Origin of the sequence: Paractinoplanes durhamensis (genome assembly GCF_016862175.1) — a bacterium.
Classification (GTDB): Bacteria; Actinomycetota; Actinomycetes; order Mycobacteriales; family Micromonosporaceae; genus Actinoplanes; species Actinoplanes durhamensis.
On the sequence record NZ_BOML01000027.1, the window covers coordinates 141,317 to 164,353 of the forward strand.

Sequence of the window (23,037 nt, forward strand, 5' to 3'; positions counted from 1 at the left end):
GCCCGGAAGGTGCTCCCGCGCATGGAGTTCTGGCTCGACCTCAACGAGGAACAAAACGACCTGCGGGAATGGGTCCACGGCTTCGCGGAAGGGGTGATCCGGCCGGCCGCGGCCGAATGGGACGAGCGCGAGGAAACACCCTGGCCGATCCTCCAAGAGGCCGCCAAGATCGGGCTGTACGGGTTCGAGTTCCTGGTCAACACGTGGTCGGACAGCGCCGGGCTGAGCCTACCGATCGCCAACGAGGAGCTGTTCTGGGGCGACGGCGGGATCGGGATGGCCATTTCCGGCACCTCGCTCGCAGTGGCGTCGATCTATGGGTCAGGCACTCCGGAACAGCTCGTCGAATGGGTTCCGCAGTGCTTCGGTGACGTGGCCGATCCGAAGGTCGGCGCGTTCTGCAGCACCGAGCCGGAAGCCGGTTCCGACGTGGCGTCGATGAAGACCCGGGCGGTCTACGACGAGGCCAAGGACGAGTGGGTCCTCAACGGCCAGAAGGCGTATGCCACCAATGGCGGAATCGCCAACGTGCACGTCGTCACCGCCTCGGTCGATCCGTCGCTCGGGTCGCGCGGGCAGGCCGCGTTCATCGTTCCGCCGGGCACCACCGGACTGGTCGGCACCCGGAAGCTGAAGAAGCTCGGGCTGCGCGCCTCGCACACCGCCGACGTCTTCCTCGACGACGTGCGGGTGCCCGGCAGCTGCCTGCTCGGCGGCAAGGAAGCGCTCGACGAACGGCTCGCCCGGGCCCGGTCCGGGCAACGGGCGCCGGGGCAGGCCGCGATGAAGACGTTCGAGCTCTCCCGGCCGGCGGTCGGGGCGCAGGCGATCGGCATCGCCCGCGGCGCCTACGAGTACGCCCTGGAGTACGCGAAGACCCGCAAGCAGTTCGGCCGGGCGATCATCGAGAACCAGGCCATCGCGTTCGCGCTCGCGGACATGAAGATGGAGATCGACGCGGCCCGCCTGCTCGTCTGGCGGGCGGCCTGGATGGGCCGCAACGAGCGGCCGTTCACCGCGGGCGAGGGCTCGATGTCGAAGCTGAAGGCCGGTGAGGTCGCGGTGGCGGTCACCGAGAAGGCCGTGCAGATCCTCGGCGGCGCCGGCTACCTTCGCGAGCACCCGGTCGAGCGGATGTACCGGGACGCCAAGATCTACACGATCTTCGAGGGGACCTCGGAGATCCAGCGGCTGGTGATCTCCCGCGCCATCTCCGGCATGCAGATTCGATGATCACACCGTTCGTCGTCGCGACCATGGCCCGGCGCGGGCTCCTCGTGCCGGGCCTGCCGCACCGGGTGGTGCAACAGTTCGCCGAGCTGCATCGGTGGGGCTTCGGGCTGGCCGGCGAGCTGCGGCAGGCCGCCGCCCGCTCACCGCGGCGGGTCGCGGTCATCGACGACACACGATCATTGACGTACGGCGAGCTTCTCGACCGGTCCGCCCGGCTGGCCACCGCCCTGCCGATCGTGGCCGGCAACCGGGTCGGGGTGCTGTGCCGTAACTCGGTGGCCATGGTGGAGACCCTGATCGCGGTGACCTCGGCCGGCGCCGACCCGGTCCTGATCAACACCGGGCTGTCGGCCGCGCAGCTCGCCGCCGTCGTCGAGGCACAGGAGCTCGCGGTCATCGTGCACGACGACGAGTTCGCCGCCGCGCTCGGCGATTTCCCGGGCGGGGTGCCGACGTCCGCGTTCGACGCGATGATCGGCGCGGTGCCGTCGACCACCCTCGCGCCGCCGGCCCGGACCGGGCGCACCATCGTGCTCACCTCCGGCACCACCGGGATGCCGAAGGGCGCGCAACGGCCCACGCCCGGCGGGTTCAGCCCGCTCTGCTCGATCATCGACCGGATCCCGCTGCGGGCCGGGGTGCGGATGATGATCGCGGCGCCGCTCTTCCACACCTGGGGCTACGCCGGGATGCAGATCGCGCTCGCCCTGCGCGCCACCATCGTGCTGCGCCGCAAGTTCGAGCCGGCCGCGGCGCTGGCGGCCATGCGGGAGAACGCGGTGACGGCGCTCATCGGCGTACCGGTAATGCTGCAAAGCCTGATGGAACTCCCGGCGGACGTCGCCCGCCCGGCCCTGGACATCGCCGCGGTCAGCGGCTCCGCCCTTCCCGGTGGCCTCGCCACCCGCTTCATGGACCGCTACGGCGACGTCATCTACAACCTGTACGGCTCGACCGAGGCGTCCTGGGCGTCCATCGCCACCCCCGCCGACCTGCGCGCCGCCCCCGACACCGCGGGCCGCCCGCCGCACGGGACCGCGGTCGCCGTCCTCGACTTCGACGGCCGGGGAGTCCCGGCCGGCGAGACCGGGCGGCTGTTCGTCGGCAACGAGATGCTGTTCGAGGGCTACACCAACGGCACCGCGCGGGAACTGCACGACGGGCTCCTCGCCACCGGCGACCTCGGGCACGTCGACGCGGCCGGCCGGATCTTCGTCGACGGGCGCGAGGACGACATGATCGTCTCCGGCGGGGAGAACGTCTTCCCCGCCGAGGTCGAAGGCCTGCTCGCCGACCTGCCCGAGGTGCTCGAGGTGGCGGTGGTCGGGGTGCCGGACGACGAGTACGGTCAGCGGCTCGCCGCCTACGTCGTGCTCCGCGACCCGGCCGCGCTGGACGCCGACGGCATCCGTGAGCACGTCCGCCGCAACCGGGCGCGGTTCTGCGTGCCGCGGGATATCGTCTTCCTGCCCGCGCTCCCCCGCAACGCCACGGGTAAGGTGCTGAAACGCGAGTTGCGCCGCTGAGTCCCTGGGGGAGCAACGTTTTATGCAGGAAGCCTCGCGGCAGGCCGCACGTCTGCTGGAAAGGGCGCAGGCCGGTGAGGCCGACGCGGTTCTGACCGAGGTCGAGGCCATCCTGCGCGCACCCGGCGGCGAGCTGGCCTGCATGCATTTCGTCCGGGTGGTGGTGTTCATCGTCCGCGGCGACCTGCGCGCGGTGCTCGACGCGGTCGAGTTGATGGTGCGGGCGGCCGAGCGCGAGGGCAGCAGCGGCTGGCTCGCCTGCGCACTCTCCACCCGGGCCTCCGAACGGATGCGGCTGGGCGAGGAGGACGGCGCGGAATACGATGTGGACGCCGCGCTGCGCGACCTCACCGCCGCCGAGACCCAGCTGGTCGACGAGCCCGACCCGGTCGCCGCGGTCAACGCCCGGATCGGCATCGCGGTCGGCTACCAGACGCTGCGGCTCTACGAGCTGGCCGGGCCGCAGTTCGAGGCGGCGTACGAGATCAGCGCGGCCGACCCGGCGCAGAACGGCAACCGGGCGATGTGGCTGACCAACCTCGGCGAGATGCACCTGCTCTGGGCCCTGGAGCTCTACCAGGTGAACGAATCCGACGCGGCCGAGGAGCACACCGCGATCGCCGAGGGGTTCGCGCTGCGGGCCGCGGCCGAGGTCGCCGGCGACGACGCCGACGCCTGGCGGGACAACGCGCTGCTGATGGCGGCGTGCGCGCGGGCCGACCGGGCCGACCCGGCCGGTGCCTCCATCGACATCGAACGCCTGATGCGGATCTGCCAGGAGCGCGGGCTGAGCCCGACCTCGTTGGCGTACGCCGCGCCCTTCCGCGCCGTGGCCCTGAAACGGATCGGCCGCCTCGACGAGGCCCTGACCGTGATGGAGGCGGCCGTCGCCTCGCTGCCCGCCGACGCCGGCTGGCTGATCACCGCGGCCACCCACCGCACCCACACCGTGCTGCTGGAGGCCCGCGGCTCGGCCGACGCCGCGATCGGCCTGCGCTACGGCGACACGGTCGCCGCGGCGCTGTGGCGGCAACGGCAGTACACCCTGCACACCGCCACCACGCTCAAATCCCTGGTGGCGCTGCGCGCCCAGCACGAGCAGGCCACCCGCGCCGCCGACCTGGACCCGCTGACCGGCATCGCGAACCGGCGCGCCTTCGACCGGGCGGTCCGCCGCGCCCAGACCCTGCCCGGCGCGGCCGGCGCCACGGTCACCGTCATGATCATCGACACCGACAAGTTCAAACAGATCAACGACACCCGAGGCCACCCGGCCGGCGACGCGGCGCTGCGCGCGATCGCCCGAGCCCTGGCCGCCGAGCTGCGCGACCAGGACCTGATCGCCCGGCTGGGCGGCGACGAGTTCGCGGCGCTGCTGCCCGGCGCCGACCCGGCGACGGCCTCGGCGATCGCCGCGCGGATGCTGGCCGCCGTGCGCACTCTGCCGGACTGCCCGGCCACCGTGAGCATCGGCGTGGCGACGGCCGCAGCCGACGAACTGGGCGAGGCCCTGCACCGAGCCGACCAGGCGATGTACGACGCCAAGCGCTCCGGCGGCGACGCGGTACGCGAGTTCGGCCTGGTCCCGTAGTCACCCCGGCGGCGTGTGGGAGAGGCGATTCTCGGTGATCATCACGTGAGTCTGGGCATCGTCGGCCAGGCCGCCGGCCTTTTCGCCGTCACCAACATCGACGACATCGTCATTCTCGCCCTGTTCTTCGCTCAGGGCGCCGCCCAACGGGGAACCGCCCGCAACATCGCCGTCGGCCAGTACCTCGGCTTCGCCGCCATCCTCGCCGTCGCCGTGGCCGCCGCGTTCGGCGCCACCTTTCTGCCGGAGAGCGTCCTCCCCTATCTCGGGCTGCTCCCGATCGCCCTCGGCGTCAAAGCGGCGGTGCAGGCATGGCGGCACCGCGGCGCCGACGGCGAGGAGCGGGAGATCCGGGCGGGCGGCCCGAAGCCGCTCGAGGTCGCCGCGGTGACCTTCGCCAACGGCGGCGACAACATCGGCGTCTACGTGCCGGTCTTCGCCACCGCCGGAACCGGCGGCATGACCGTCTACGCGATCGTCTTCCTGCTCCTGGTCGCCGTCTGGGTCGCGGCCGGCCGGTACTTCGCCACCCGCCCGGTCATCGCCGCGGCGCTGAGCCGCTGGGGACACATCCTGCTGCCGGTCGTCCTGATCGGCATCGGCCTGCTCATCCTGATCGAGGGCGGCGTCCTCGCCTGAAGGCCGAGGCCCGGTCCCGCCGGCAACCCGAAGCCGCCCTGCGCCCGAAGCCGCCCTGCGCCCGAAGCCGCCCTGCGCCCGATGCCGTCCTGTGCCCGAACGCCGTCGCCCGGCCCGCGACCAGAGACCGACCGGGCAACCATCCCCAAATCCAGGAAACCGGCGTCTCGGTCGCAATCGGAGACCCCGGAATCCGGAAAGATAGGTCCAGTCCTCACCAGGACCTGCACGTGGGCGGTTCGGACGATCCGGCCAACTTGCGATGAGCTGGAGCTACCACGCGTAGCGGAACTCAGAACCTCGGCGGCGTCCGAGCCACCGGTGAAGCCCGCGACCGCCCGGATGATCGGCGCTGGGACTTGGATTCTGGACGGCCATCCCGCAACACGGCGCCCGGCTTCGCTCACCTGTCAACGCGCCTCCGGCCGAACGTCCCGCAGGCCAGGCAGTTACTCAGATGTCGGGGCGGGCCGAACGCCAACGGCCGAACGCCGCGGGTCTGGGGGCGAGGGCCGAGGGCCGAGGGCCGAGGGCCGAGGGCCGAGGGCCGAGCGCCGGGGTCGGAGGCCCGGGGTCGGAGGCCCGGGGTCGGAGGCTGCCGACTTCGCGGAAGTTGGGGCCTCGCACTCGCGGTCAGGGGCCGAGATCCAGGAAAACGGGCTCTCGTCGCACGCCCAAGGCCCCGACATCAAGGAAATCGAAGTCCTCAACCGCGCTGCCGCAGACCCCGCTATCAAGGAAATCGGGCCAGTCGGCCCGCCTCTGTCGACCGGAGACCGCGGGCCGGAGACTACCGACTTTGCGGAAGTGCGGCCGTCGTTGAGGACGCGTTGCTGCCGGTCGGCCTCGATTGGGGCCTCTGCACAAGACTCACAGGCCGCCCGGTGCGCAGAGCAGCGCGTATGGGTGAGCAAAGCAAAGCGCCGCGAAACACCTGGTAGATGCCCCGCCCTGCGACAGCGGGGTCCCGGGCCCGAGGATGTCGCAGCGCGCCGATGGCGCGGCTTGGGGGTGATCGAAAGCGGACGACGGTCCGGTAGCTGGTTCAGCGATCGAGCAGAGCATGACGCCACGGACCACTTGCCGGGTGTGGCGGGGGCAGGGCCGCGCCCGGTGCGGCACGGGTCAGCGGAAGACGCCCAGGTACATGCAGTGGTCGGAGTAACCCGTGTAGGCGCGGGCCACGCCGACCGGGGTCAGGAAGCCGGGGCTGCCGAACAAGTAGTCGATCTTTCGTGGGATCGGGATGAACGTGGTCAGGGGGCGGATGCGGTCGCGGTTCGCCTCGGTGAAGGACGAGTAGAAGCCGTCCAGGGCGTTGTCCTGCGGGGTCGAGTTCAGGTCGCCGCCGAAGATCACCGGGCTGGTCGCGGCGATCGGGGTCAGCCAGCGGCGCAGCACGTGCAGCTGGGTGGCCAGGTTGGGGCCGCTGGTCGCGGTGTGCGTGGTCACCACGAACACGGTCCGCCGCGTCAGCCGCACGGTCGCGCCGAGCACGACCCGGCCCTCCCTGCTCGCCCCGTACGGCGCCGGCAGCCGGTAGATGACCCGGCTCACGAACGCACCGCGGGCCACGATCGCCACCCCGAACGCCCGGCCGTGTTTGGTGTCGTAGTTGTCGCACTTGCCACCGGTGGCGGCGGGCGCGAACGTCGCCTGGTAGCCGTACCGGGCGAGCTTGGTCCGCAACCCCAGGAACTGCGAGTAGCACACCTCCTGGAGCATGGTCACCGAGGCGCGCAGCTTGTAGATCCGGTAGGCGATGTTCGCGCTGGTGTTCTCGACCTCGCCGTGCCGGCAGACGTTGCCGCAGATGTTGAACGTCAGCGCCCGCACCGCCGGCGGCGCGGCCTGCGCCGGCGCACCGGGCACGAGGACCGCGGCGACGACGGCGAGCACGCTGAGGAGCACACGGCGAAATCTCATGCCGGTCCGTTCGGCGCCCCGGCCGGGTCCGGCCAGTGAATGCCGGGCGCAGGATGGTTGCCGCTCAGATGCCGGTGGCGACGGACCAGCCGAACGGGGCCAGGTCGGTGGCGCCGGACGGGTCGATGGTGGCGTCGCCGGCCTCGTGCTTCCAGGCGGCCGGCGGCAGCTTCGCCGCGGCGCGGCGGTCGCCGAAATTCAGGGCGACGGCCAGGTGGCCCTCCTCCGCCTTCAGGGTGTACGCCAAGACGCCGTCACCCAGCGTGTGCACCTCGGCCGCGGCCCGGACCAGCCACGGGTTGCGCCGGCGGATGCCGATCAGCTGCTGGTGCAGGCTCTGGATGTCCAGGCCGTCCGGGCCCAGACCGGCCGGCGTCGGCGGGAACTCCGGGCGGATCGCGTCGTCGCCGCCGGCCCGCTCCTCCTTCACGCCGTGCCATCCGCGCTCGTCGCCGGCGTAGATCGACGGGACGCCGGCCACGGTGAACAGCACGGTCAGCGCGTGCGGCAGGTGCCGGGGCTCGGTCAGTCTGCTGGCGATCCGGGTCACGTCGTGGTTGCCGACGAAGGTCTGCGGCGCGAACGTGCCGAGCAGGTCGTCGTGCCGGGCCAGCGCCCAGGCCAGCTCGTGCGGGTTGACGTCGTTCAGCGAGCTCCAGATGGCCTTCCACAGCTCGTACTGCGTCACGGTGTCGAGGCCGGCTTCCGACACGTACGCTCCGTAGTCGCCGTGGATGACCTCGCCGCTGAACCAGACGCCGGGGTGTTGTGCCCGGACCCGATCGGTGACCGTGCGCCAGAAGGGGCGCGGCACCGCGTAGGCGGCGTCCAGGCGCCAGGCCGAGACACCACGGGCGGTCCAGTGGTCGAGGATGCCGGCGACGTGGTCGGCGACCTCGGGGTTGTCGTGGTTGAGGACGACCAGGCTGTCGTGGCCCTCGAAGACCCGGAAACCATCCCCTTCGGGGCGGAACCAGTCGGCGTACGGCGAGGCGGAGCCGTTGCGGAGCACATCGGCGAATTGCGGGTACGACCGGCCGACGTGGTTGAAGACGCCGTCGAGCATTACCCGTACGCCCTTGGCCTGCGCTTTTTCGATCAGCTCGACCAGGTCGTCCTCGGTGCCCAGGCGCGGGTCGATCCGGTAATGGTCGGTGGTGTCGTAGCCGTGCGTCTCGGCGGCGAAGATCGGCCCGAGCATGAGGCCGTTGCAGCCCAGCTCAAGTAGGTGATCGAGCCAGTCGGCGAGCGCCGGAAGCCGGCGGCCGGCGCCCTTGTCCGCGCCGAGGAAGCCGAGCGGGTAGACGTGCCACCAGATCGCATAGTCCGACCAGTTCATCCGGCCAATCTACGGTGCCCGGCCGCAAGTCGCGGCCGGGCACGCACTCCCCCCGGAGTCAGTTACCGCACAGTGCGTCGTCGATCAGGTCGGTAGCCAGGTCGACCGGCGGCTGCGATACGAACGAGTCGGTGTTGAACGAGACGATGACGCTGCGCTTGCCGTCCACGCTCACCCCGTTGCGGGTCCGGAAGCCCATGATGTCGCCGCCGTGCGCCCACTCGCCGCCGCACGAGTTGGGGACGAACATCAGGCCGAGGCCGTAGCGGGAGCCCGGCCAGTTCGTCTGGAACTCGGGGCTGGTCGGCACGGTGCGCTGCATCTCGGCGAGTTGGGCCGGCTTCAGCACCCGGCCGGTGACCAGCGCCTTGAGGAAGCGGTTGCCGTCGGCCGCGGTGCTGATGATCTCGCCGGCCGCGCCGCCCCAGGTCGGGTTCAGCCGGGTGGCGTCGATCGCCGGGCCGAAGTCGGGGTCGTCCTGGGTGGCGTCCGGCCCGGGGAACCGCTCGTAGCCGACCGCGTGCGGCCCGGGGATGTCCGGGTTGTTGCCCGGGATGTACGTGTCGCGCAGGCCGAGCGGCCGGACGATCCGGTTGCGCACCTCGGTCCGCCAGTCGTGCCCGGTCACCGCCGTGATGATCAGCCCGGCCAGCATGTAGTTGGTGTTCGAGTACTCCCACTTGGCGCCCGGCGCGAACTGCGGCGGGAAGGTCATCGCGGTGGCAACGGCCTGCTCGGCGGTCAGCGAGTCGTACCGGTGCTGCTCGAAGCCCTCCTGGGTGAACAGCCACGGCATGCCGGCGAGGTAGTCGGTGAGCCCGCTGGTGTGCTGCAGCAACTGCCGGACGGTGATCTTCGTGCCGTCGTTGCCGTTGCCGCTGACCACGCCGGGCAGCCACCGGTCGACGGTGTCGTCGAGCGCGAGTTTCCCCTCGCCGACCAGCTGCAGGAGGGTCGCCGACACGAAGGTCTTGGTGAAGCTGCCGATCCGGAACCGCGCGTCCCACGGCACCGGCGTCCTCCGCTCGACGTTGCCGTAGCCGCTGCGCACCCGGATCGTCGTGCCGTGCCCGGCGTCCAGCTCGGCCAGCACGCCCGGCGCGCCGTAGGCGAGAAGCCGGTCGGCGTCCCGCTGCATCTCGGCCCGGGTGCTGCTCCCGGTTCCGGCTTGGGCCACGCCCGGTGCGGCGACGGCGACGGCGAATGCTCCGGTGATGGCGATCAATGCTCGTCTCATGCCGTCGACGCTAGGGATCGCATCGACGGTTATCGTCACCCCAGGTTGTGAACCCGCCTCCCCCCAGAGGGGTAGACGGGCTACCCCGGGCAGCGGATGCCGCGGTGGCCCGGTGTCGATAGCGTTTGCCGCGTGTGGACCCTGCTGCGACCGGTGCTGGTGGACGTGCTGCTCGCCGCCCTGCTGACCGCCCTCACCGTGGTCACCCTGCTGGGCCAGCCGGGCAGCGCGTCCCCGTGGGCGATCCTGCTCGCCGCGCTGTCGGTCGCTCCGCTCGCGATGCGGCAGCGCGCCCCGGTGATCACCATGCTGGTCATCCTGGCCGCGATCGCGGTGGCCAGCCTGGCCGGCTTCATCGACGTGAGCGGCGGCATCGGCCCGATCGTGGCGATGTTCTCGGTGGCCACCCTGCGGCCCCGGCGGGTCGCCGCCCTGATGTACGCCGCGACCGCCGCCCTCCTCGCGCTGGTCTACCTGACCGCCCGCGACCAGCTGGTGTGGTCGCAGATCGTCCAGGGCGCCCTGATCATCGCCGGCGCGTGGGTGCTCGGCGAGGGCACCAGCAGCTGGGCCCGCCGCAGCGAAATGCTCGCCGCCCGCGCCGAGCGCGCCGTCGCCGACGAGCGGGTGCGGATCGCGCGCGAGCTGCACGACATCCTCGCCCACCACATGTCGGTGATCTCGCTGCAGGCCGGCCTGGCCGAGTATGTCCTGGAGGCCGACCAGCCCACCGCCCGGCAGGCGATCGGCACGGTCGGCGACACCAGCCGGGAGGCGATGCTGGAGCTGCGCCGGCTGCTCGACGTGCTGCGGGTGGACCGCGACGAGCAACCCGACCTGCAGCCGCAGCCCGGCCTGGCCACGCTGGACGAGTTGATCGCCCGGACCCGCACGGCCGGCCCGGTGGTGACGCTGCTGGTGTCCGGCACCACCCGGCCGCTCCCGCCCGGCCCGGACCTGTGCGCCTACCGCATGGTGCAGGAGTCACTGACCAATGTGCTCAAGCACGCCGGACCGGCGGACGCCCAGGTGGCGCTGGAATACACCGCGCGCACGCTGACCATCCGGGTCACCAACGGCGGGCCGCACCTGCGCGCGCACACCGAGTCCTACGGCATCCGCGGCATGCGGGAACGCGCCGAACTCTACGGCGGCGTCCTGGTCGCCGGTCCGCGCAAGGCGGGCGGTTTCGCGGTGTCCCTGCGCCTGCCGCTGGAGGAGACATGAGCATCCGGGTGCTGGTGGCCGACGACCAGCCGCTGATCCGGGCCGGGCTGGTGGCGCTGTTCCGGGCGGCCGGCCTCGAGGTGGCCGGCGAGGCCGCCGACGGTGCCCAGGCGGTGGCGCTGACCGCCGAGACCCGGCCGGACGTGGTGCTGATGGACATCCGGATGCCGGTCCTCGACGGCATCGCCGCCACCCGGGAGATCCTCACCGCGACCGGCCCGCGCCCGAAGGTGATCGTGCTGACCACGTTCGACCTGGACGAATACGTGTACGGCGCGCTCGGTGAGGGCGCGTCCGGCTTCCTGCTGAAGGACACCCCGCCCGACCGCATCATCAGCGCGATCCGCACCATCGCGGCCGGCGACATCCTGCTCGCCCCGCGGATCACCCACCGGCTGATCGAGACGCACGCCCGGCAGCATCGCGCCGCCGCCGGTGGTGGCCGCCTGGACGAGCTGACCGCCCGCGAGACCGAGGTGCTGCGCCTGGTCGGCAACGGCCTGACCAACACCCAGATCGCGGCCCGCCTGGTGGTCAGCGAGGCGACCGTGAAGACCCACCTGAAACACACCATGTCCAAACTGCGGCTGAACAGCCGTGCCCAGGCGGTGGTGGTTGCCTACGAGACCGGGCTGGTCGTGCCCGGAACTGGTTGAATCTGAGGCCATGAGCTCAGTGAAGGCGCGCGCCTATCTCGGCCCCGAGGACCTGTTCGCGATGCAGCGGATCGTCCAGCGCGAGTGGACCACCAGCAACCGCTGGCACATCGGTGATCTCGCCTGGCAGCGGCCGGCCATGCCCGACCTGCGCATCGCGCTGTGGGACGACGCCGCGTGGGCGTGGATCTCGGCACCGGCCCGGCTGGAGATGCAGGCGCCGGCCGAACTGGCCGGTGCGGTGCTCACCTGGTTCGACGAGGAGACCGGCGGCGGCGAGCAGTCGGTCACCATCATGGACAGCGACAAGGCCGTCATCGAGGAGCTGACCGCGGCCGGCTACCACCCGGTCGACGGGGACTTCTCCCGGCACTGCCACCGCGAGCTCGACGAGACGCTGCCGGCGCCGGTGCTGCCGGCCGGCTATCAGGTGCGGGCGGTCCGGCCGGGCGAGCTCGCGGCCCGCGCCGCCGTGCACCGGGCCGCGTGGCGGCCGAAGCGGCTCGGCGCGATGGGCGTGCCGCCGGTCGACCTCGGCGACGGCGAGTCCGGCATGACCACCGCCCGGTATGCCGACATCATCGGGCACTGGCCCTACCGGTCCGACCTGGACCAGGTCGTCGAGGCCCCGGACGGCAGCCTGGCCGGGTCGGCGCTGGGCTGGATCGACGAGGTCAACCGGGTGGCCCTGCTCGAACCGGTCGGCGTCGACCCGCAGCACGGCCGGCTCGGTCTCGGCGCCGCGGTCAGCCTGGCCTGCCTGCATGCCATGCGCGCGGCCGGCGCCGAGCTGGCGGTGGTCTGCCCGCGCGGCGACGCCGGTTATCCGGTGCCGCGGCGGCTCTACCACGCGGTCGGCTTCCACGACGCCGGCCGCACCGTCACCTACCGGCGGGGTCAGGGCTCCCAGAGCTGAAGCTCGGTGAACAGCGCGGCCGGCTTACGGACGTCCGGAGAGGACAGGTCGAGCGTGACCCCCGGCTCGGGAACCACTCCCAGGGCCATCTCGCCGACGAACTGGACGTCGCTGTCGGTGATCGTGATGCTCAGGACCGTGACGGTGTCGACGATGACGGTCAGGTGCCGGTCGACGGCGAAGAGCGTCACGTGGTGGCTGTCCTGCGGGTCGTTTCCCAGCGAGTAGTACGCGTGGCCCAGCGTCTTCCGGACGGTGTGCGCGGGGGTGTCGAGACCGACGAAGGTGCGGGTCGTGCACAGGGTCACCCGCTGACTGCCGCGGTCGTTCAAGTGCAGCCAGATCGCGGCGCACGTGTCGCCCTCCGGAATGCGCACGTCCACCGCGACCACGACGTTCGTCACCGACGACCCGCCGGGGCAGACGTGGGCCGTGCCCTTGTCCAGCCGGGCGTAGAGACCGGTGGCGATCAGGAAGCAACCGCCGCCGTCGTCCTCGTGGCTGGCGTCCTGGAACGTCCCCGGGCCGACCAGCGGGTCGGCCAGGGTGAGCGCGGCAAACGCGGGGGTCGGCCCGGCGATCGGCACCGGCACCGTGTCGGTCGGTTCCACCAGCGGATGTTGTTCGGGCGCGCCGGTGAACGCCTTCATCAGCAGGGCGGTGACCACGGCGACGGCCACGCCGGTGGCGAACGAGGCGCGCAGCGCGAAGCGGATGCGGTGCCGGCGGGCGGCGGCCGTCCACGCCTGGGAGGCGCCGGACAGGCCGCTGTTGCGGGCGGCCAGCGCGGCCCAGCGCAGTTGCGGCTGCGCGGCGAAGCCGGCGTCCACCTTCAACAGGGCGTCGAGCAGTTCGTAGGCGGTCGGGCGCCGATCGGGGTCCTTGTCCAGCGCGGCCGCGATCAGATCCCGCAGCGGGCCGGACAGCCCGGTCAGCGAGGGCGGCTGGGTGAGGATGCGGGCGGCGGTGGCGACCGGCGAATCGGCGGCGAACGGGGTGCGGCCGGTCGCCGCGTACGCGATGAGCACGCCCCACGCGAAGATGTCCGCCGCCGGGCCGGCCGGCTGCCGGTCCTCGCCGGTGGCGAAGCGTTCCGGTGCCATGTAGGCGATCGTGCCGACCATCTGATCCGGGTGAGTGAGTTCGGTGCCGGACTCGGCGGCCCGGGCGATCCCGAAGTCGATCACTTTGAGGGTGCCGAGCGAGCAGAGCACGTTGGCCGGTTTGAGGTCGCGGTGGATCACCCCGGCACTGTGGATCGCGACCAGCGCGGTGGCCACCCCGACCGCGACGCTGTGCAGGTTGCCGCCGCGCAACGGACCGTTGCTCCGCACCAGCTCACCCAGGTCGGAACCGTCCACGTACTCGACGACCAGGTAGGGCATCGGGTGCTCGGGGTCGGCGTCGAGGACGGCCGCGGTGCAGAACGGCGGCACCTGCCGGGCCCGGGTGACCTCGCTGCGGAACCGGGCCCGGAACGCCGGATCGGCGGTGAGCTCGGATCGGATGAGCTTGACCGCGACCCGGCGGCCGTCGAGATCCTGGGCCAGGAAGACCGCGCCCATGCCGCCTTCGCCGAGTCGTGCCAGGAGTTGATATCCGCCCAGCCGGCGCGGATCGTCCGGCCGCAGTGGTTTGGTCACGTACCGGAACGGTACAAACGCCCGGCCAGGCTCCCGTGCCGAATCGGGCGTATCTGCAAGGAAAGGCGACTGTGCGCAGGCGCCCCGAAAGAGGTACCGATGGCCCCGGGCGTGTCCCGGCGCCCGGGACCATCGGTGGTTTCGTCAGGCCGGGTCGACGGCGAGTGCGTCGAAGATGAAGTTCGGGCTGAGGAACGTGTCCCCGCTCGACCCGCTCAGCACCGACACGGAGATGGTGTTGCTGCCGGCCTTGAGCGCACTGGCCGGCACCGTGAACGTGTAGGTGGTGTTCACGCCGCGCCAGGTGCCGCGGGTGATGCCGCGCGAGTTGAGGTTGGTCGGCGCGGGCGAGGCCGAGGCGGGCGAGGTGAAGCTGCCGACCGTGATGGCCGGGCGGCCGCCGGCGAACGCGCCGGTGGTGGCGATCCGCACCTTCACGCCGTTGGCCGGCACCGAGGTCAGCGGCAGGCTGACGGCGAGCGGCGAGTTGACCGACTTGAACTCGGCCATCGGCAGGGTGGCGGCCGAGCTGACCGCGCCGGTCCATGCCGACATCCGCGAGTCCGACGGGTGCATCGTCTCGATCTTGTCGGCGTTCTTGAAGCCGGCCGGGGTGCCGTCGAACGCGCCGAGCTGCAGCAGCGTGCCGGCCGCGGGGACGTCGCCGGTCAGCGCGAGGGTGCTGGTCGCGCCGGCCGTGACGGTGACCTGCTTGGTGGCGCCGACCGCGAGCTCACCGGCGTAGAGGGTGGCCGTGTAGGTGCCCGGCCGGACGTGCCCGATCAGGAACTGCCCGGACTTGGACTGCCCCCAGTACTGGCCGTTCGGCCCGGACAGGGCGACCGTGCCGCGCTGGCCGTTCCACGACCCGCCGGAGGTCCCGCTGACCGCGCCACGAACGGCGTTCGACAGCAGACCCGGGATGTACGTGGACAGGAAGTCGAGGCTGCGCCCGGCCGGCAGAGCACCGTCGGTGACCGCCATCGCGTACGGCCCGTGCAGGCCGAGCCGCAGCCCCTCGGTGTTGTAGTGGCCGCTGAACATGTACTGGGTGACGTTCACGGCGCCGCCGGTGTCGTTCACCTCGATGTCCCGGAAGAAGGGTCCGCCCGAGGTCATCTCGTTGCTGCCCGGGATGATGTAGACGCCGTGGCCGTTGCCACTGGCCCCGAACGGCTGCTGCGCGATCAGCCGCTGCGAGCTGAAGAACTTCGACGCGGTCTGGCCGTTCGCGAAGCTGAAGACGTCCGAGCCCTCGACCGTGCCGGTGCTGTTGGCGGTGCGGGCGGCGACCGGCGAGGTGGTGAGCAGCTTCGAGCTCAGCCGGGTGATGAAGCGGGCCTCACCGGGGTTCAGCGCCTTGGTGATGTTGGTGGCGATGTAGATCGTGTTGTCGTTCTTGCGGGCGAAGTAGTACATCGTCACGCCGATGTCGTTGTTCGCGGCGGTGACCAGGAGCGCGCCGTTGCTGAACGTCTTGCTGGTGACCGCGGCCGACGACCAGCCCGACTCGAACTGCCCGGCGGCCTGCCCGGACTGGGCGAGCTCGGTGCCGTTGTGCTTGAGCGAGGTGATGTTGCCGTTTGTCGCGTTCACCACGAACGTCACGCCGCTGCCGGTGTCGTACGTGATGTTGGTGGCCGCGGAGGCCCAGGGCTGGCCGCCGAACAGGCCGATGCCGGCAGCGGCGGCCACCACGGCGACGCCACCGGCCAGCAGGCCGCGCCGGCGCCGCGAGGGGAGGCGCCGGTGCGAGGTTGGGGACGAGATGATCGACATGCCTACCTGGTGGCGATCACCGCCGGAAAGGTTGCCTCGGTTTCGCCGGTTTTTCTGATCATCACGACAACGAGCGCGAGACAGGCGAGCGCCCCGGGCACGGTCCAGTTCCCCGACTCGGCCAGCAGCGCCAGATAGCCGATCCCGCCGGTGATCAGAAGACGCCGCCGCTCGACCGCGAGGAGCAGGAACGACGCCACCGCGACCGGGTACCAGTAGTAGGGGTAGGCGACCGGATCGGTGACCACCCGGAGGAGCGCGGCGGCGAGCGGCACCGCTTGCGGAAGGCCACGAGAGTGGCCGGCGATCAGGGCGACGCCGCCGGCCACGATCACGCCCTGGGCGAGCCGCAGCCACCAGGTCACCTCGGTCACCCCGAGCAGCCCGGCGATCGTCTGACTCGCGACCCGCCAGCGCAGGTCGAACATGGCGAAGTGCCCGGTCAGCACGAACGGCAGGTAGCAGGCGACGCCGAGCCCGGCGGCAAGCACACCGGTCCACAGGGCGCGGCGCAGCGGCACAGCGGCGAGCAGGCAGGGAATCCCGAGCATCGCCCAGGGGGCGATGGCCACCCCGAGCGCGAGAACGGCCGCGGCGGGCAAGGGCTTTTTCAAACTTATTGCGTACGCCCAGAGCACCGGGATCGCCAGCTCCGCAGGATGCCCGTTCCAGGGCAGCGGGGCCAGCACCCACAGCAGGGCCAGCCCACCGGCGCACAGTTCGCGGCGCCGGTCGCCGCGGCCGAGCCACATCGCCGCCACCACCAGCGCCGCGTCGACGAGCGCGACGACCGGCAGCGCGGGCAGGCCGTCCCGCCCGCCGCCGATCATCAGCAGCCGGCTGATCAGCAGTTGGGCCGGGCCGGCCTGGTTCCAGGCGGCGGCATACACCTCGCCGAGCCGGCCGTGCAGCATCTGATCGGCGGCGGCCGCGAAGTCGGCGACGTCCGGCGGCACGGTCACGGTGAGGACGCCGAAGAGGGCGGCCAGCAGCGCCGCGACCACCCTCACGCGGGCACCGGCACGGCCCGCCGCCGCAGCCACGCCCCGGACCGCACTCCCCCGACCGGGGTGGCGAGCAGCGCCACGAACAGCAGCACCTCGGCCGCGACCAGCCAGGTCTGGCCGTCGCTGCGCTGCCCGAGCAGCAGGTTGAGATAGCTGCCCGGCACGGCCAGCAGCAACAGCCCGGGCAGGAAGCGGGCCCAGACCCGGGCCGGCAGCCGGTGCACGACGACGAAGAGCAGGATCCCGGCGTACGCGATGAGCAGGAAGTGGACCTCGGCGATGCCGCCGGCCAGGAACGTGCCGAGCAGGAGCCCGTTGCCGAGCCAGACCGGCGAGAGCCGGCTCCCGCCGCCGCGGCCGACCCGCCACAGCACGGCGAGGACCACGGCGACCGCCGCCGCGACGCCGAGGACGTGCGGGGCGTGCTGCCCCTCGGCCCAGCCGCGCAGCGACAGGTTGTTGATCGCGTTGCGGTCGTGCAGGTCGGTGCCGCCGACGACGTAGCGCAGGACGTGCGGGAACTCCCGGCCGCCCGGCACCAGCAGCACCGACAGCACCAGGAGGGCGCCGGCCGGCAGCATGGTGGTGGCCAGCGCTCGCCGGCGGCGATGCAGGATCGGCACCAGCAGGAGGGGCGCCAGCAGCGGCTTGATCAGCAGGGTGGCGGCGAGCAGGGCGCAGCCGAGCACCCACCGGCCGCGGTGGAAGGCGAGCAGCACACCGACCGCGACCGGCACGAGAAGTTCGCTGAGGTTGCCGAGGAACAGCGAGCGGCCCGCGATGACCCCGCCGAGCAGGCCCATCGCGGCCACCCCGAACACGGTGAGCCGCTGCGAGCGCGGCGCGGCCCGGGCCAGCAGCAGCGCGGCCAGCAGCAGCGCGGCGACCCCGGCGAGCACCCAGCCGACGAACGCGGCGGTGGCCGAGCCGAACGCGGCCGGCAACAGGGCGACCGCGGCGGTGGGCGGGTAGACGAAGTGCGGGTCGGCGAAGACCGGGGTGCCGTCGAGCAGCGCCCGCGCGGCGTCGCGCAGCGGCACGAAGTCGATGCCGACGATCACCCAGCCGCCGAGCACGGCGTACAGCTCCTGCCCGGCGAAGAGCGCGGCGACCGCGATCAGCAGCAGCCCACGTGCCCGCGGCGAAACAACCTTCACCCCAACCCGATCGGCCGCGGTGGCGGTTGCCCTGAGTCGGTCAGTCCTCCGGCAGCAACGAGGCCGAGACCACCAGACTCCGGTCCTGGCCGTCGCCGATCGTGAGCAGGGTGAGGGTCGGCTGCGTGGGCGGGCCGTAGGCGTGGTCGGCGGGGAGCGCGGCGGTCGGGTAGATGCCGACGCCGGCCACCGCGAACCGGGCGGTGCTGCGGTCGGCCCGGCGCACCGCGATCCGGTCGGCCGGGCGCAGCAGCCGCAGCCGGAAGAACACCGCGGGCGCGTCGTCGGCCACCGTGGCGTGCCCGGCGATCAGCGACGACCCCAACTCGCCGGGGGTGGGCGAATTCCGGTACCAGACCGCCGGGGCGTCGCCGAGCGGCGGCGGCACGTCGAGGGTGCCGTCGGCGCACAGGCCCATCGGCACCACGACGGTGCTCACGCCGATCGCCGGGATCTCCAGCCGGACCGGCATGGCCGGGCCGAGCACGCGGAAGTCACGCAGGCCGGCGGCGGGCGCCGGCGGGAAATAGCTCTCGGTCATGGCGGCATCTCCCCGTGCGCGGCGGGGCGAGACCGCCCCGCCGCACGCTAACCCGGGCGCCGCGGCACCGGAACACTTCTATCCGTGATCGGTCAGTGCGATGGTCTGCAGGGTGACCACGAACCGGGAGCCGCCGCCCGGGTTGGGTTCGTGGTGGATGTCGCCGTGGTTGGCGTGCGCCAGCCCCTGCACGATGTAGAGGCCGAGCCCGGTGCCCTTCACGCTGGCCGCGTCCCGGTCGGCCCGGGCCAGCCGCTCGAACAGGTGCGGCCGGAACTCCTCGGGCACGCCCGGCCCGCTGTCCTCGACGTAGACGCTGGCGTGCCCGCGCCCGTCCCCGGTCAGCCGCATCGCGGTGGCGCCGCCGCCGTACTTGGCCGCGTTGGAGAGCAGGTTGACCAGGATCTGCTGGAGGTGACCGGGGTGGCAGAGCACCCGGGCGTCGGCGCCGGCCACCGGGATCCGGTCCAGGTCCATCGAGGCGAGCGCCTCCTCGACCTCGCCGCGCAGGGACAGCTCCTGCCGGGTCGCGGTGATCGAGCCGGCGTCGATGCTGACCATGGCGAGCACCTCGCGGACGATCTCGTCGAGGCGCTCCCCCTGCCGGGCGATCGCGTCGACGGCCCGCCCGCGGCGGTCCTCGTCGAGTTCGGGCGGGTTGTCGCAGAGCAGCTCGGCGTAGCCGCGGATGGACGACAGCGGGTTGCCGATCTCGTGGCCGAGCATCCCGATGATGTCGAGTTTCAGCTGGTTGGCCGCCTCCAGCTCGATGTTGCGCTCGCCGAGGGCGGCGGCCGCGGAGTCGCGGGCCTTCTCCGCGGCCCGCCGCGCGGAGATGTCGGTGACCACGCCGATGATGCTCTTGGGGCGGCCGATCTCGTCGCGGACCAGCGAGATGGTGGCGGACACGTCGACCCAGTGGCCGTCGGCGTGCCGCAGCCGGCCCTCATGGGTGAACGCGGTGGCGTCCCCGGCGAACAGGCCGGCGATCCCGTGCCGGACCGTCGCGAAGTCGTCCGGGTGCACCAGGTAGGTGTCGCCGACCGCGACCAGTTCCTCGGGCGGGTAGCCGAGCATCGCCGCGTAGGCCGGGTTGACCTGGGTGCCGGTGCCGTCGAGGCTGCGGATGATCTGCCCGGCGGCCGAGTTGGCGAACTGGGCCCGGAACCGCTGCTCGCTCTCGGCCAGGGCCTTCTCGGCGGCGCGGGCCGCGGTCACATCCGTGTTGATCTCCAGGACCTGCGGGTCGGCGCCGGTGCTCGGCCGGTGCAGCACCTGCCGGCTGACCACGGTCACGGTCCGGCCGCCGGCGGTGAGGTGTTCCAGCGTGCCATTCCAGTGCCCGTCCCGGTCGAGGCTGTCCCGCACGACCTGGTCGCTCCCCCCGCCCGGGAATCCGGTGGCGAGCAACCGGTTGGTGTGCCGGCCCTGCACGACGCTGAGCGGCCAGCCGTACAGGGTTTCCGCGCCGGCGTTCCACCAGCGGATCGTCCCGTCCAGGTCGCGGACGATCACCGCGGCCGGGATGAGTTCGAGCAGCCGGGCCTGCCGCCGCAGCTCGGTGGTGGCGGCCCGCTTGGCGGTGATGTCCTCGACCTGGCTGACCACGTAGAGCGGGTCGCCGCGGTCGTCGAACACCGGCGCCCCGGCCACCGAGACCCAGACGACGTGCCCGTCCTTGTGCCGGTAACGCATCTCGGCGCGGTACGGCGTGAGCCCGGCCGCGATCGCCTCCTCGATCACCTCGTCGTCCGGCACGTCCGACGGGTGCACCAGGTCCTTGTAGGTCATCTCGATCAGCTCGGCGCCGCGGTAGCCGGTGATCGCGCTCATCGCCGGGTTGACCTGCAGATAGTGGCCGCGGTCGGACTCCCCCATGCCGACCAGGGTGAGGCCGAGCGGCGAGTTCTCGAACGCCAGCCGGAACCGGGTCTCGCTGGCCTCCAGGGCGTTGAGCGCGCCGGTCCGCTCGGCGAGCAGCTGCGCGTTGCGTTCGGCGTCGTCGGCGTGCCGCAGGGCCGAGCTGAGGCTGTCGGCGAGCAGCGCGAGCTGCTGCTCGTCGGTCTCGTCGAACACGTGCGACCGGGTGGCCGAGATCTTCAGGCAGCCGATCACCCGGTTCTCGGCGTGCAGCGGGGCGATCAGCATCGACCCGATGCCGAGGCGCTCGCAGGCGGCCCGGTCGACCCGCGGGTCTTCGGTGGTGTCCGGGGAGTGCGCGGGTGCGTCGGTGACCAGCACCCGGCCGCTGAGCGACCCCTTGATCTTGACACGGGCACCGGCCGCGGTGGCCAGCTTCCCGGCGGTGGCCTGGTAGTAGAGGTCGTCGCCGTCGACGAGTTCGAGCGCGGAGCCGTCGGCCGCGTCGAACAGCTCCACCGCCCGCACCGCGACCACCTGCAGGGCGGCGTCGCGGGTGCCGGCCGCCGCGGTGACCTCGCGCTGCACGGCGAGGGTGGCGCGCAGCCGGCGCACCTCGCGTTCGCTGACCGCGGCGGCGGTCCGCTCGGCCGAGATGTCCTGGAGCTGGACCAGCCACCAGCGCCGGCCGGCCGGGCCGGGGATGAGCGCCAGGGTGACCCGGGTCCAGCAGACGGTGCCGTCCGGCCGGCGCAGCCGGGCGTCGTAGGAGACATCGCGGGCGCCGCGCAGCAGCGCGAGCCGGCCGTGGGTGGCCTCGTCGAGGTCGGCCGGGTCGGTGATCTCCCGGTGGGTGAGCCCGAAGAGCTCCCCGCGGGGCCGGCCGGTGAGGGCGGCGGCGGCCGGGTTGGCCCGCTGGAACCGGCCGTGCTCGTCGGTGATCAGCAGGCCGATCGGGCAGCCGTCGAAGGCGGTGCGGAACTGTTCCTCGCTGCGGGCCAGGTCGGCCCGGGCCTGCCGCTCGGCGGTGACGTCGAGCAGCTGCACCACCGCCGACTCCGGTCCCCGGTCGTCGGTGATGGCGAGCAGATGAACGGCCACCGTGACCCGGCTGCCGTCGGCCCGGTGCAGCTCGGCCTCGCGGGCCGGCCCGACGTCGTCGCCGGCGTCCGCGACGGCCAGCGCGAGGGCCGGCAGGTCGCCGTCGGGGAGCTGGCCCGGGCCGAAGCCGAGCAGATATTGGAAGGCCGGGTTGGCCAGCAGGATCCGGCCGCGGTCGGCGCCGCGCAGCCCGATCACGATGTTCGGGACCGGGCTGTGCTCGAAGACCTCGGCGAACCGGCGCTCGCTGCGGGCCAGCCGCTCCACCCCGGCCAGCACGGCGGTGCGTTCCGCCTCCAGCTCCTGCACCGCGGCGGTGGCCCGGGCGAGGAGGTCCTGCTTGTGGGCGGCGTCGTCGGCGTGCCGCAGCGCCGCGGCGAGGGCGTCGGCCAGCAGGGTGAGCTGCTGCTCGTCGGCGTCGTCGAAGGCGTCCGCGTGCCGGCTGGCCACCGCCAGCACGCCGAGCGGGCCGGTCGGGGTGCGCAGCGGGGCGAGCAGCAGCGAGCGGACCCCGACCGCGGCGTTGAAGTCGCGGTTGCCACGCGGGTCGGCGCCCGCGTCACCGGTGCGCAGGGTGAGCCCGGTGGCGAGGACGTGCTCGGCCAGCGAACCGCCGACCGGCAGCACCGGGATCCGGCGGTGCGAGAGGGCGCCGGTGCCGACCGCCGCGCGCAGGGTCTTCCCGTTCGGCCCGAGCAGCAGCACGACGGCCGAGTCGCCGGCCGGGAGCACCTGCAGCGCGCGGTCGGCCATCAGCCGGAGCACGGTCTTGCGGTCGGTGGCGGCGGCGATCACCTCCCGCTGCACCGCGATGGTGGTGCGCAGCCGTTGCCGCTCGCCGGCGGCCGATTCTTCGGCCAGTTTGCGGGCGGTGATGTCCTCGCACTGCAGCAGCCGGTCGAGGCCGCCGTCGGTGCCGGGGATGCTGGTCATGCTGACCCGGGCCCAGACGATCACGCCGTCCGGGCGTACGTAACGCTTGTCGAAGGCCGCGACCGTGCCCGGAACCGCGCCCACCCGGTCGTTCTCGCGTTCGTTGCCGGAGCGGTCGTCGGGGTGGGTGAACTCGACGAAGCAGTGCCCGGTGAGGTCGGCCGCGGGCCGGCCGACCAGCTCCTCGAAGGCCCGGTTGACCCGGCGGATCGTTCCATCCGCACCGGCCAGGACCGCGCCGAGCGGGCTCACCTCGAACGCCGTCCGGAACTGCTCCTCGCTGCGTTCGAGGGCCTCCCGGGCGGCCATCGCCGCGGTGCGGTCGACGATCTGGGCGAACAGCTGGACCGGTACGCCGTCGTCGCGCAGCACCGTCACCCCGAGCAGGCAGGGCACCACCCGCCCGTCCGGCCCCAGCAGCCGCACCTGTTCCTGGTAGCTGTCCGCCGTACCATCCAGCAGTTCTTTTCGTCGTTCCTGCTCTTCGTCGCGGTCGTCGGGGTGCACGACGGCGGCCAGGTCGAGGGCGGTGAGCTCGTCGGCGGCATACCCGAGCAGCGCCGTGACCACGGGGTTGACCCGCAGCCAGGCGCCGTCCGGGGCGAACACGGCCATGCCGATCGGCGAGGAGTCGAACACCGACCGGAACCAGGCCTCGCTGTCGGCCGGCCGATCCAGGTAGCCGACACTCACACGGTTCCGTTCGGCGGGAACTCCCCCGATGTG

The 23,037-nt window shown here is 72.5% G+C and carries 16 protein-coding genes; 7 read left to right on the forward strand and 9 right to left on the reverse strand.

The window, feature by feature from the left end:
* Positions 1–21 precede the first annotated feature (21 nt).
* The 4 genes from Adu01nite_RS16335 to Adu01nite_RS16350 are packed head-to-tail and all read left to right on the forward strand — an operon-like array spanning position 22 to position 4,989.
* On the forward strand, positions 22–1,233 hold the full coding sequence (locus tag Adu01nite_RS16335; protein WP_203727713.1) for an acyl-CoA dehydrogenase family protein: 1,212 nt from the start codon (positions 22–24) through the stop codon (positions 1,231–1,233).
* Positions 1,230–2,759: an AMP-binding protein gene (locus Adu01nite_RS16340; protein ID WP_203727714.1), complete on the forward strand. Its 1,530-nt coding sequence runs from the start codon at positions 1,230–1,232 to the stop codon at positions 2,757–2,759. The genes Adu01nite_RS16335 and Adu01nite_RS16340 overlap by 4 nt, the downstream gene beginning before the upstream one ends.
* A gap of 22 nt (positions 2,760–2,781) precedes the next feature.
* Entirely contained in the window at positions 2,782–4,350 is a 1,569-nt protein-coding gene (locus Adu01nite_RS16345; RefSeq protein WP_203727715.1) for a GGDEF domain-containing protein, read from the forward strand.
* Positions 4,351–4,395: 45 nt separating this feature from the next.
* Entirely contained in the window at positions 4,396–4,989 is a 594-nt protein-coding gene (locus Adu01nite_RS16350; protein WP_203727716.1) for a cadmium resistance transporter, read from the forward strand.
* A gap of 1,125 nt (positions 4,990–6,114) precedes the next feature.
* Here the strand turns inward: Adu01nite_RS16350 and Adu01nite_RS16355 are convergent.
* From Adu01nite_RS16355 to Adu01nite_RS16365, 3 genes are all read right to left on the reverse strand, one after another.
* Positions 6,115–6,915 (reverse strand): endonuclease/exonuclease/phosphatase family protein, encoded by an 801-nt coding sequence (locus Adu01nite_RS16355; RefSeq protein WP_203727717.1) that lies wholly within the window; start codon positions 6,913–6,915, stop codon positions 6,115–6,117.
* Positions 6,916–6,979: 64 nt separating this feature from the next.
* Entirely contained in the window at positions 6,980–8,254 is a 1,275-nt protein-coding gene (locus Adu01nite_RS16360; RefSeq protein WP_203727718.1) for an alpha-amylase family glycosyl hydrolase, read from the reverse strand.
* Positions 8,255–8,312: 58 nt separating this feature from the next.
* Positions 8,313–9,491, reverse strand: coding sequence for a serine hydrolase domain-containing protein (locus tag Adu01nite_RS16365; RefSeq protein ID WP_203727719.1), 1,179 nt, complete (start codon positions 9,489–9,491; stop codon positions 8,313–8,315).
* A gap of 132 nt (positions 9,492–9,623) precedes the next feature.
* Between Adu01nite_RS16365 and Adu01nite_RS16370 the strand changes: the two genes are divergently transcribed.
* Genes Adu01nite_RS16370 through Adu01nite_RS16380 form a run of 3 tightly spaced genes read left to right on the forward strand, consistent with a single transcriptional unit; the run spans position 9,624 to position 12,290 of the window.
* The gene (locus Adu01nite_RS16370) at positions 9,624–10,718 is read left to right on the forward strand and encodes a sensor histidine kinase (protein ID WP_203727720.1); all 1,095 of its coding nucleotides are present in this window, start codon (positions 9,624–9,626) and stop codon (positions 10,716–10,718) included.
* Positions 10,715–11,374, forward strand: coding sequence for a response regulator (locus Adu01nite_RS16375; RefSeq protein ID WP_203727721.1), 660 nt, complete (start codon positions 10,715–10,717; stop codon positions 11,372–11,374). Before Adu01nite_RS16370 ends, Adu01nite_RS16375 begins: the two co-directional genes overlap by 4 nt.
* A gap of 10 nt (positions 11,375–11,384) precedes the next feature.
* Positions 11,385–12,290, forward strand: coding sequence for a GNAT family N-acetyltransferase (locus tag Adu01nite_RS16380; RefSeq protein ID WP_203727722.1), 906 nt, complete (start codon positions 11,385–11,387; stop codon positions 12,288–12,290).
* Here Adu01nite_RS16380 and Adu01nite_RS16385 read toward each other — a convergent pair.
* From Adu01nite_RS16385 to Adu01nite_RS16410, 6 genes are all read right to left on the reverse strand, one after another.
* Complete coding sequence (locus Adu01nite_RS16385) at positions 12,272–13,933, reverse strand: serine/threonine-protein kinase (protein ID WP_203727723.1); 1,662 nt, start codon at positions 13,931–13,933, stop codon at positions 12,272–12,274. The two genes, Adu01nite_RS16380 and Adu01nite_RS16385, sit on opposite strands and share 19 nt — an antisense overlap.
* A gap of 144 nt (positions 13,934–14,077) precedes the next feature.
* Positions 14,078–15,712: a rhamnogalacturonan lyase B N-terminal domain-containing protein gene (locus Adu01nite_RS16390; protein ID WP_203727724.1), complete on the reverse strand. Its 1,635-nt coding sequence runs from the start codon at positions 15,710–15,712 to the stop codon at positions 14,078–14,080.
* Between the two features lie 2 nt (positions 15,713–15,714).
* Entirely contained in the window at positions 15,715–16,722 is a 1,008-nt protein-coding gene (locus Adu01nite_RS16395) for a hypothetical protein (RefSeq protein WP_203727725.1), read from the reverse strand.
* Positions 16,719–17,876, reverse strand: a complete 1,158-nt coding sequence (locus tag Adu01nite_RS16400; RefSeq protein WP_203727726.1) for a glycosyltransferase 87 family protein — start codon at positions 17,874–17,876, stop codon at positions 16,719–16,721. The genes Adu01nite_RS16395 and Adu01nite_RS16400 overlap by 4 nt, the downstream gene beginning before the upstream one ends.
* Positions 17,877–17,916: 40 nt before the next feature.
* On the reverse strand, positions 17,917–18,417 hold the full coding sequence (locus tag Adu01nite_RS16405; protein WP_203727727.1) for a sortase domain-containing protein: 501 nt from the start codon (positions 18,415–18,417) through the stop codon (positions 17,917–17,919).
* Positions 18,418–18,495: 78 nt separating this feature from the next.
* On the reverse strand, positions 18,496–23,004 hold the full coding sequence (locus Adu01nite_RS16410) for a PAS domain S-box protein (protein WP_203727728.1): 4,509 nt from the start codon (positions 23,002–23,004) through the stop codon (positions 18,496–18,498).
* Positions 23,005–23,037 lie beyond the last annotated feature (33 nt).

What these genes read in the sequence shown, in the direction of transcription:
- Adu01nite_RS16360 (WP_203727718.1), bottom strand. Translation starts at nt 8,254, where the DNA reads ATGAACTGGTCGGACTATGCGATCTGGTGGCACGTCTACCCGCTCGGC.
- Adu01nite_RS16345 (WP_203727715.1), top strand. Translation starts at nt 2,782, where the DNA reads ATGCAGGAAGCCTCGCGGCAGGCCGCACGTCTGCTGGAAAGGGCGCAG.
- Adu01nite_RS16405 (WP_203727727.1), bottom strand. Translation starts at nt 18,417, where the DNA reads ATGACCGAGAGCTATTTCCCGCCGGCGCCCGCCGCCGGCCTGCGTGAC.
- Adu01nite_RS16335 (WP_203727713.1), top strand. Translation starts at nt 22, where the DNA reads ATGGAGTTCTGGCTCGACCTCAACGAGGAACAAAACGACCTGCGGGAA.
- Adu01nite_RS16355 (WP_203727717.1), bottom strand. Translation starts at nt 6,915, where the DNA reads ATGAGATTTCGCCGTGTGCTCCTCAGCGTGCTCGCCGTCGTCGCCGCG.
- Adu01nite_RS16390 (WP_203727724.1), bottom strand. Translation starts at nt 15,712, where the DNA reads ATGTCGATCATCTCGTCCCCAACCTCGCACCGGCGCCTCCCCTCGCGG.
- Adu01nite_RS16380 (WP_203727722.1), top strand. Translation starts at nt 11,385, where the DNA reads ATGAGCTCAGTGAAGGCGCGCGCCTATCTCGGCCCCGAGGACCTGTTC.
- Adu01nite_RS16340 (WP_203727714.1), top strand. Translation starts at nt 1,230, where the DNA reads ATGATCACACCGTTCGTCGTCGCGACCATGGCCCGGCGCGGGCTCCTC.
- Adu01nite_RS16365 (WP_203727719.1), bottom strand. Translation starts at nt 9,491, where the DNA reads ATGAGACGAGCATTGATCGCCATCACCGGAGCATTCGCCGTCGCCGTC.
- Adu01nite_RS16375 (WP_203727721.1), top strand. Translation starts at nt 10,715, where the DNA reads ATGAGCATCCGGGTGCTGGTGGCCGACGACCAGCCGCTGATCCGGGCC.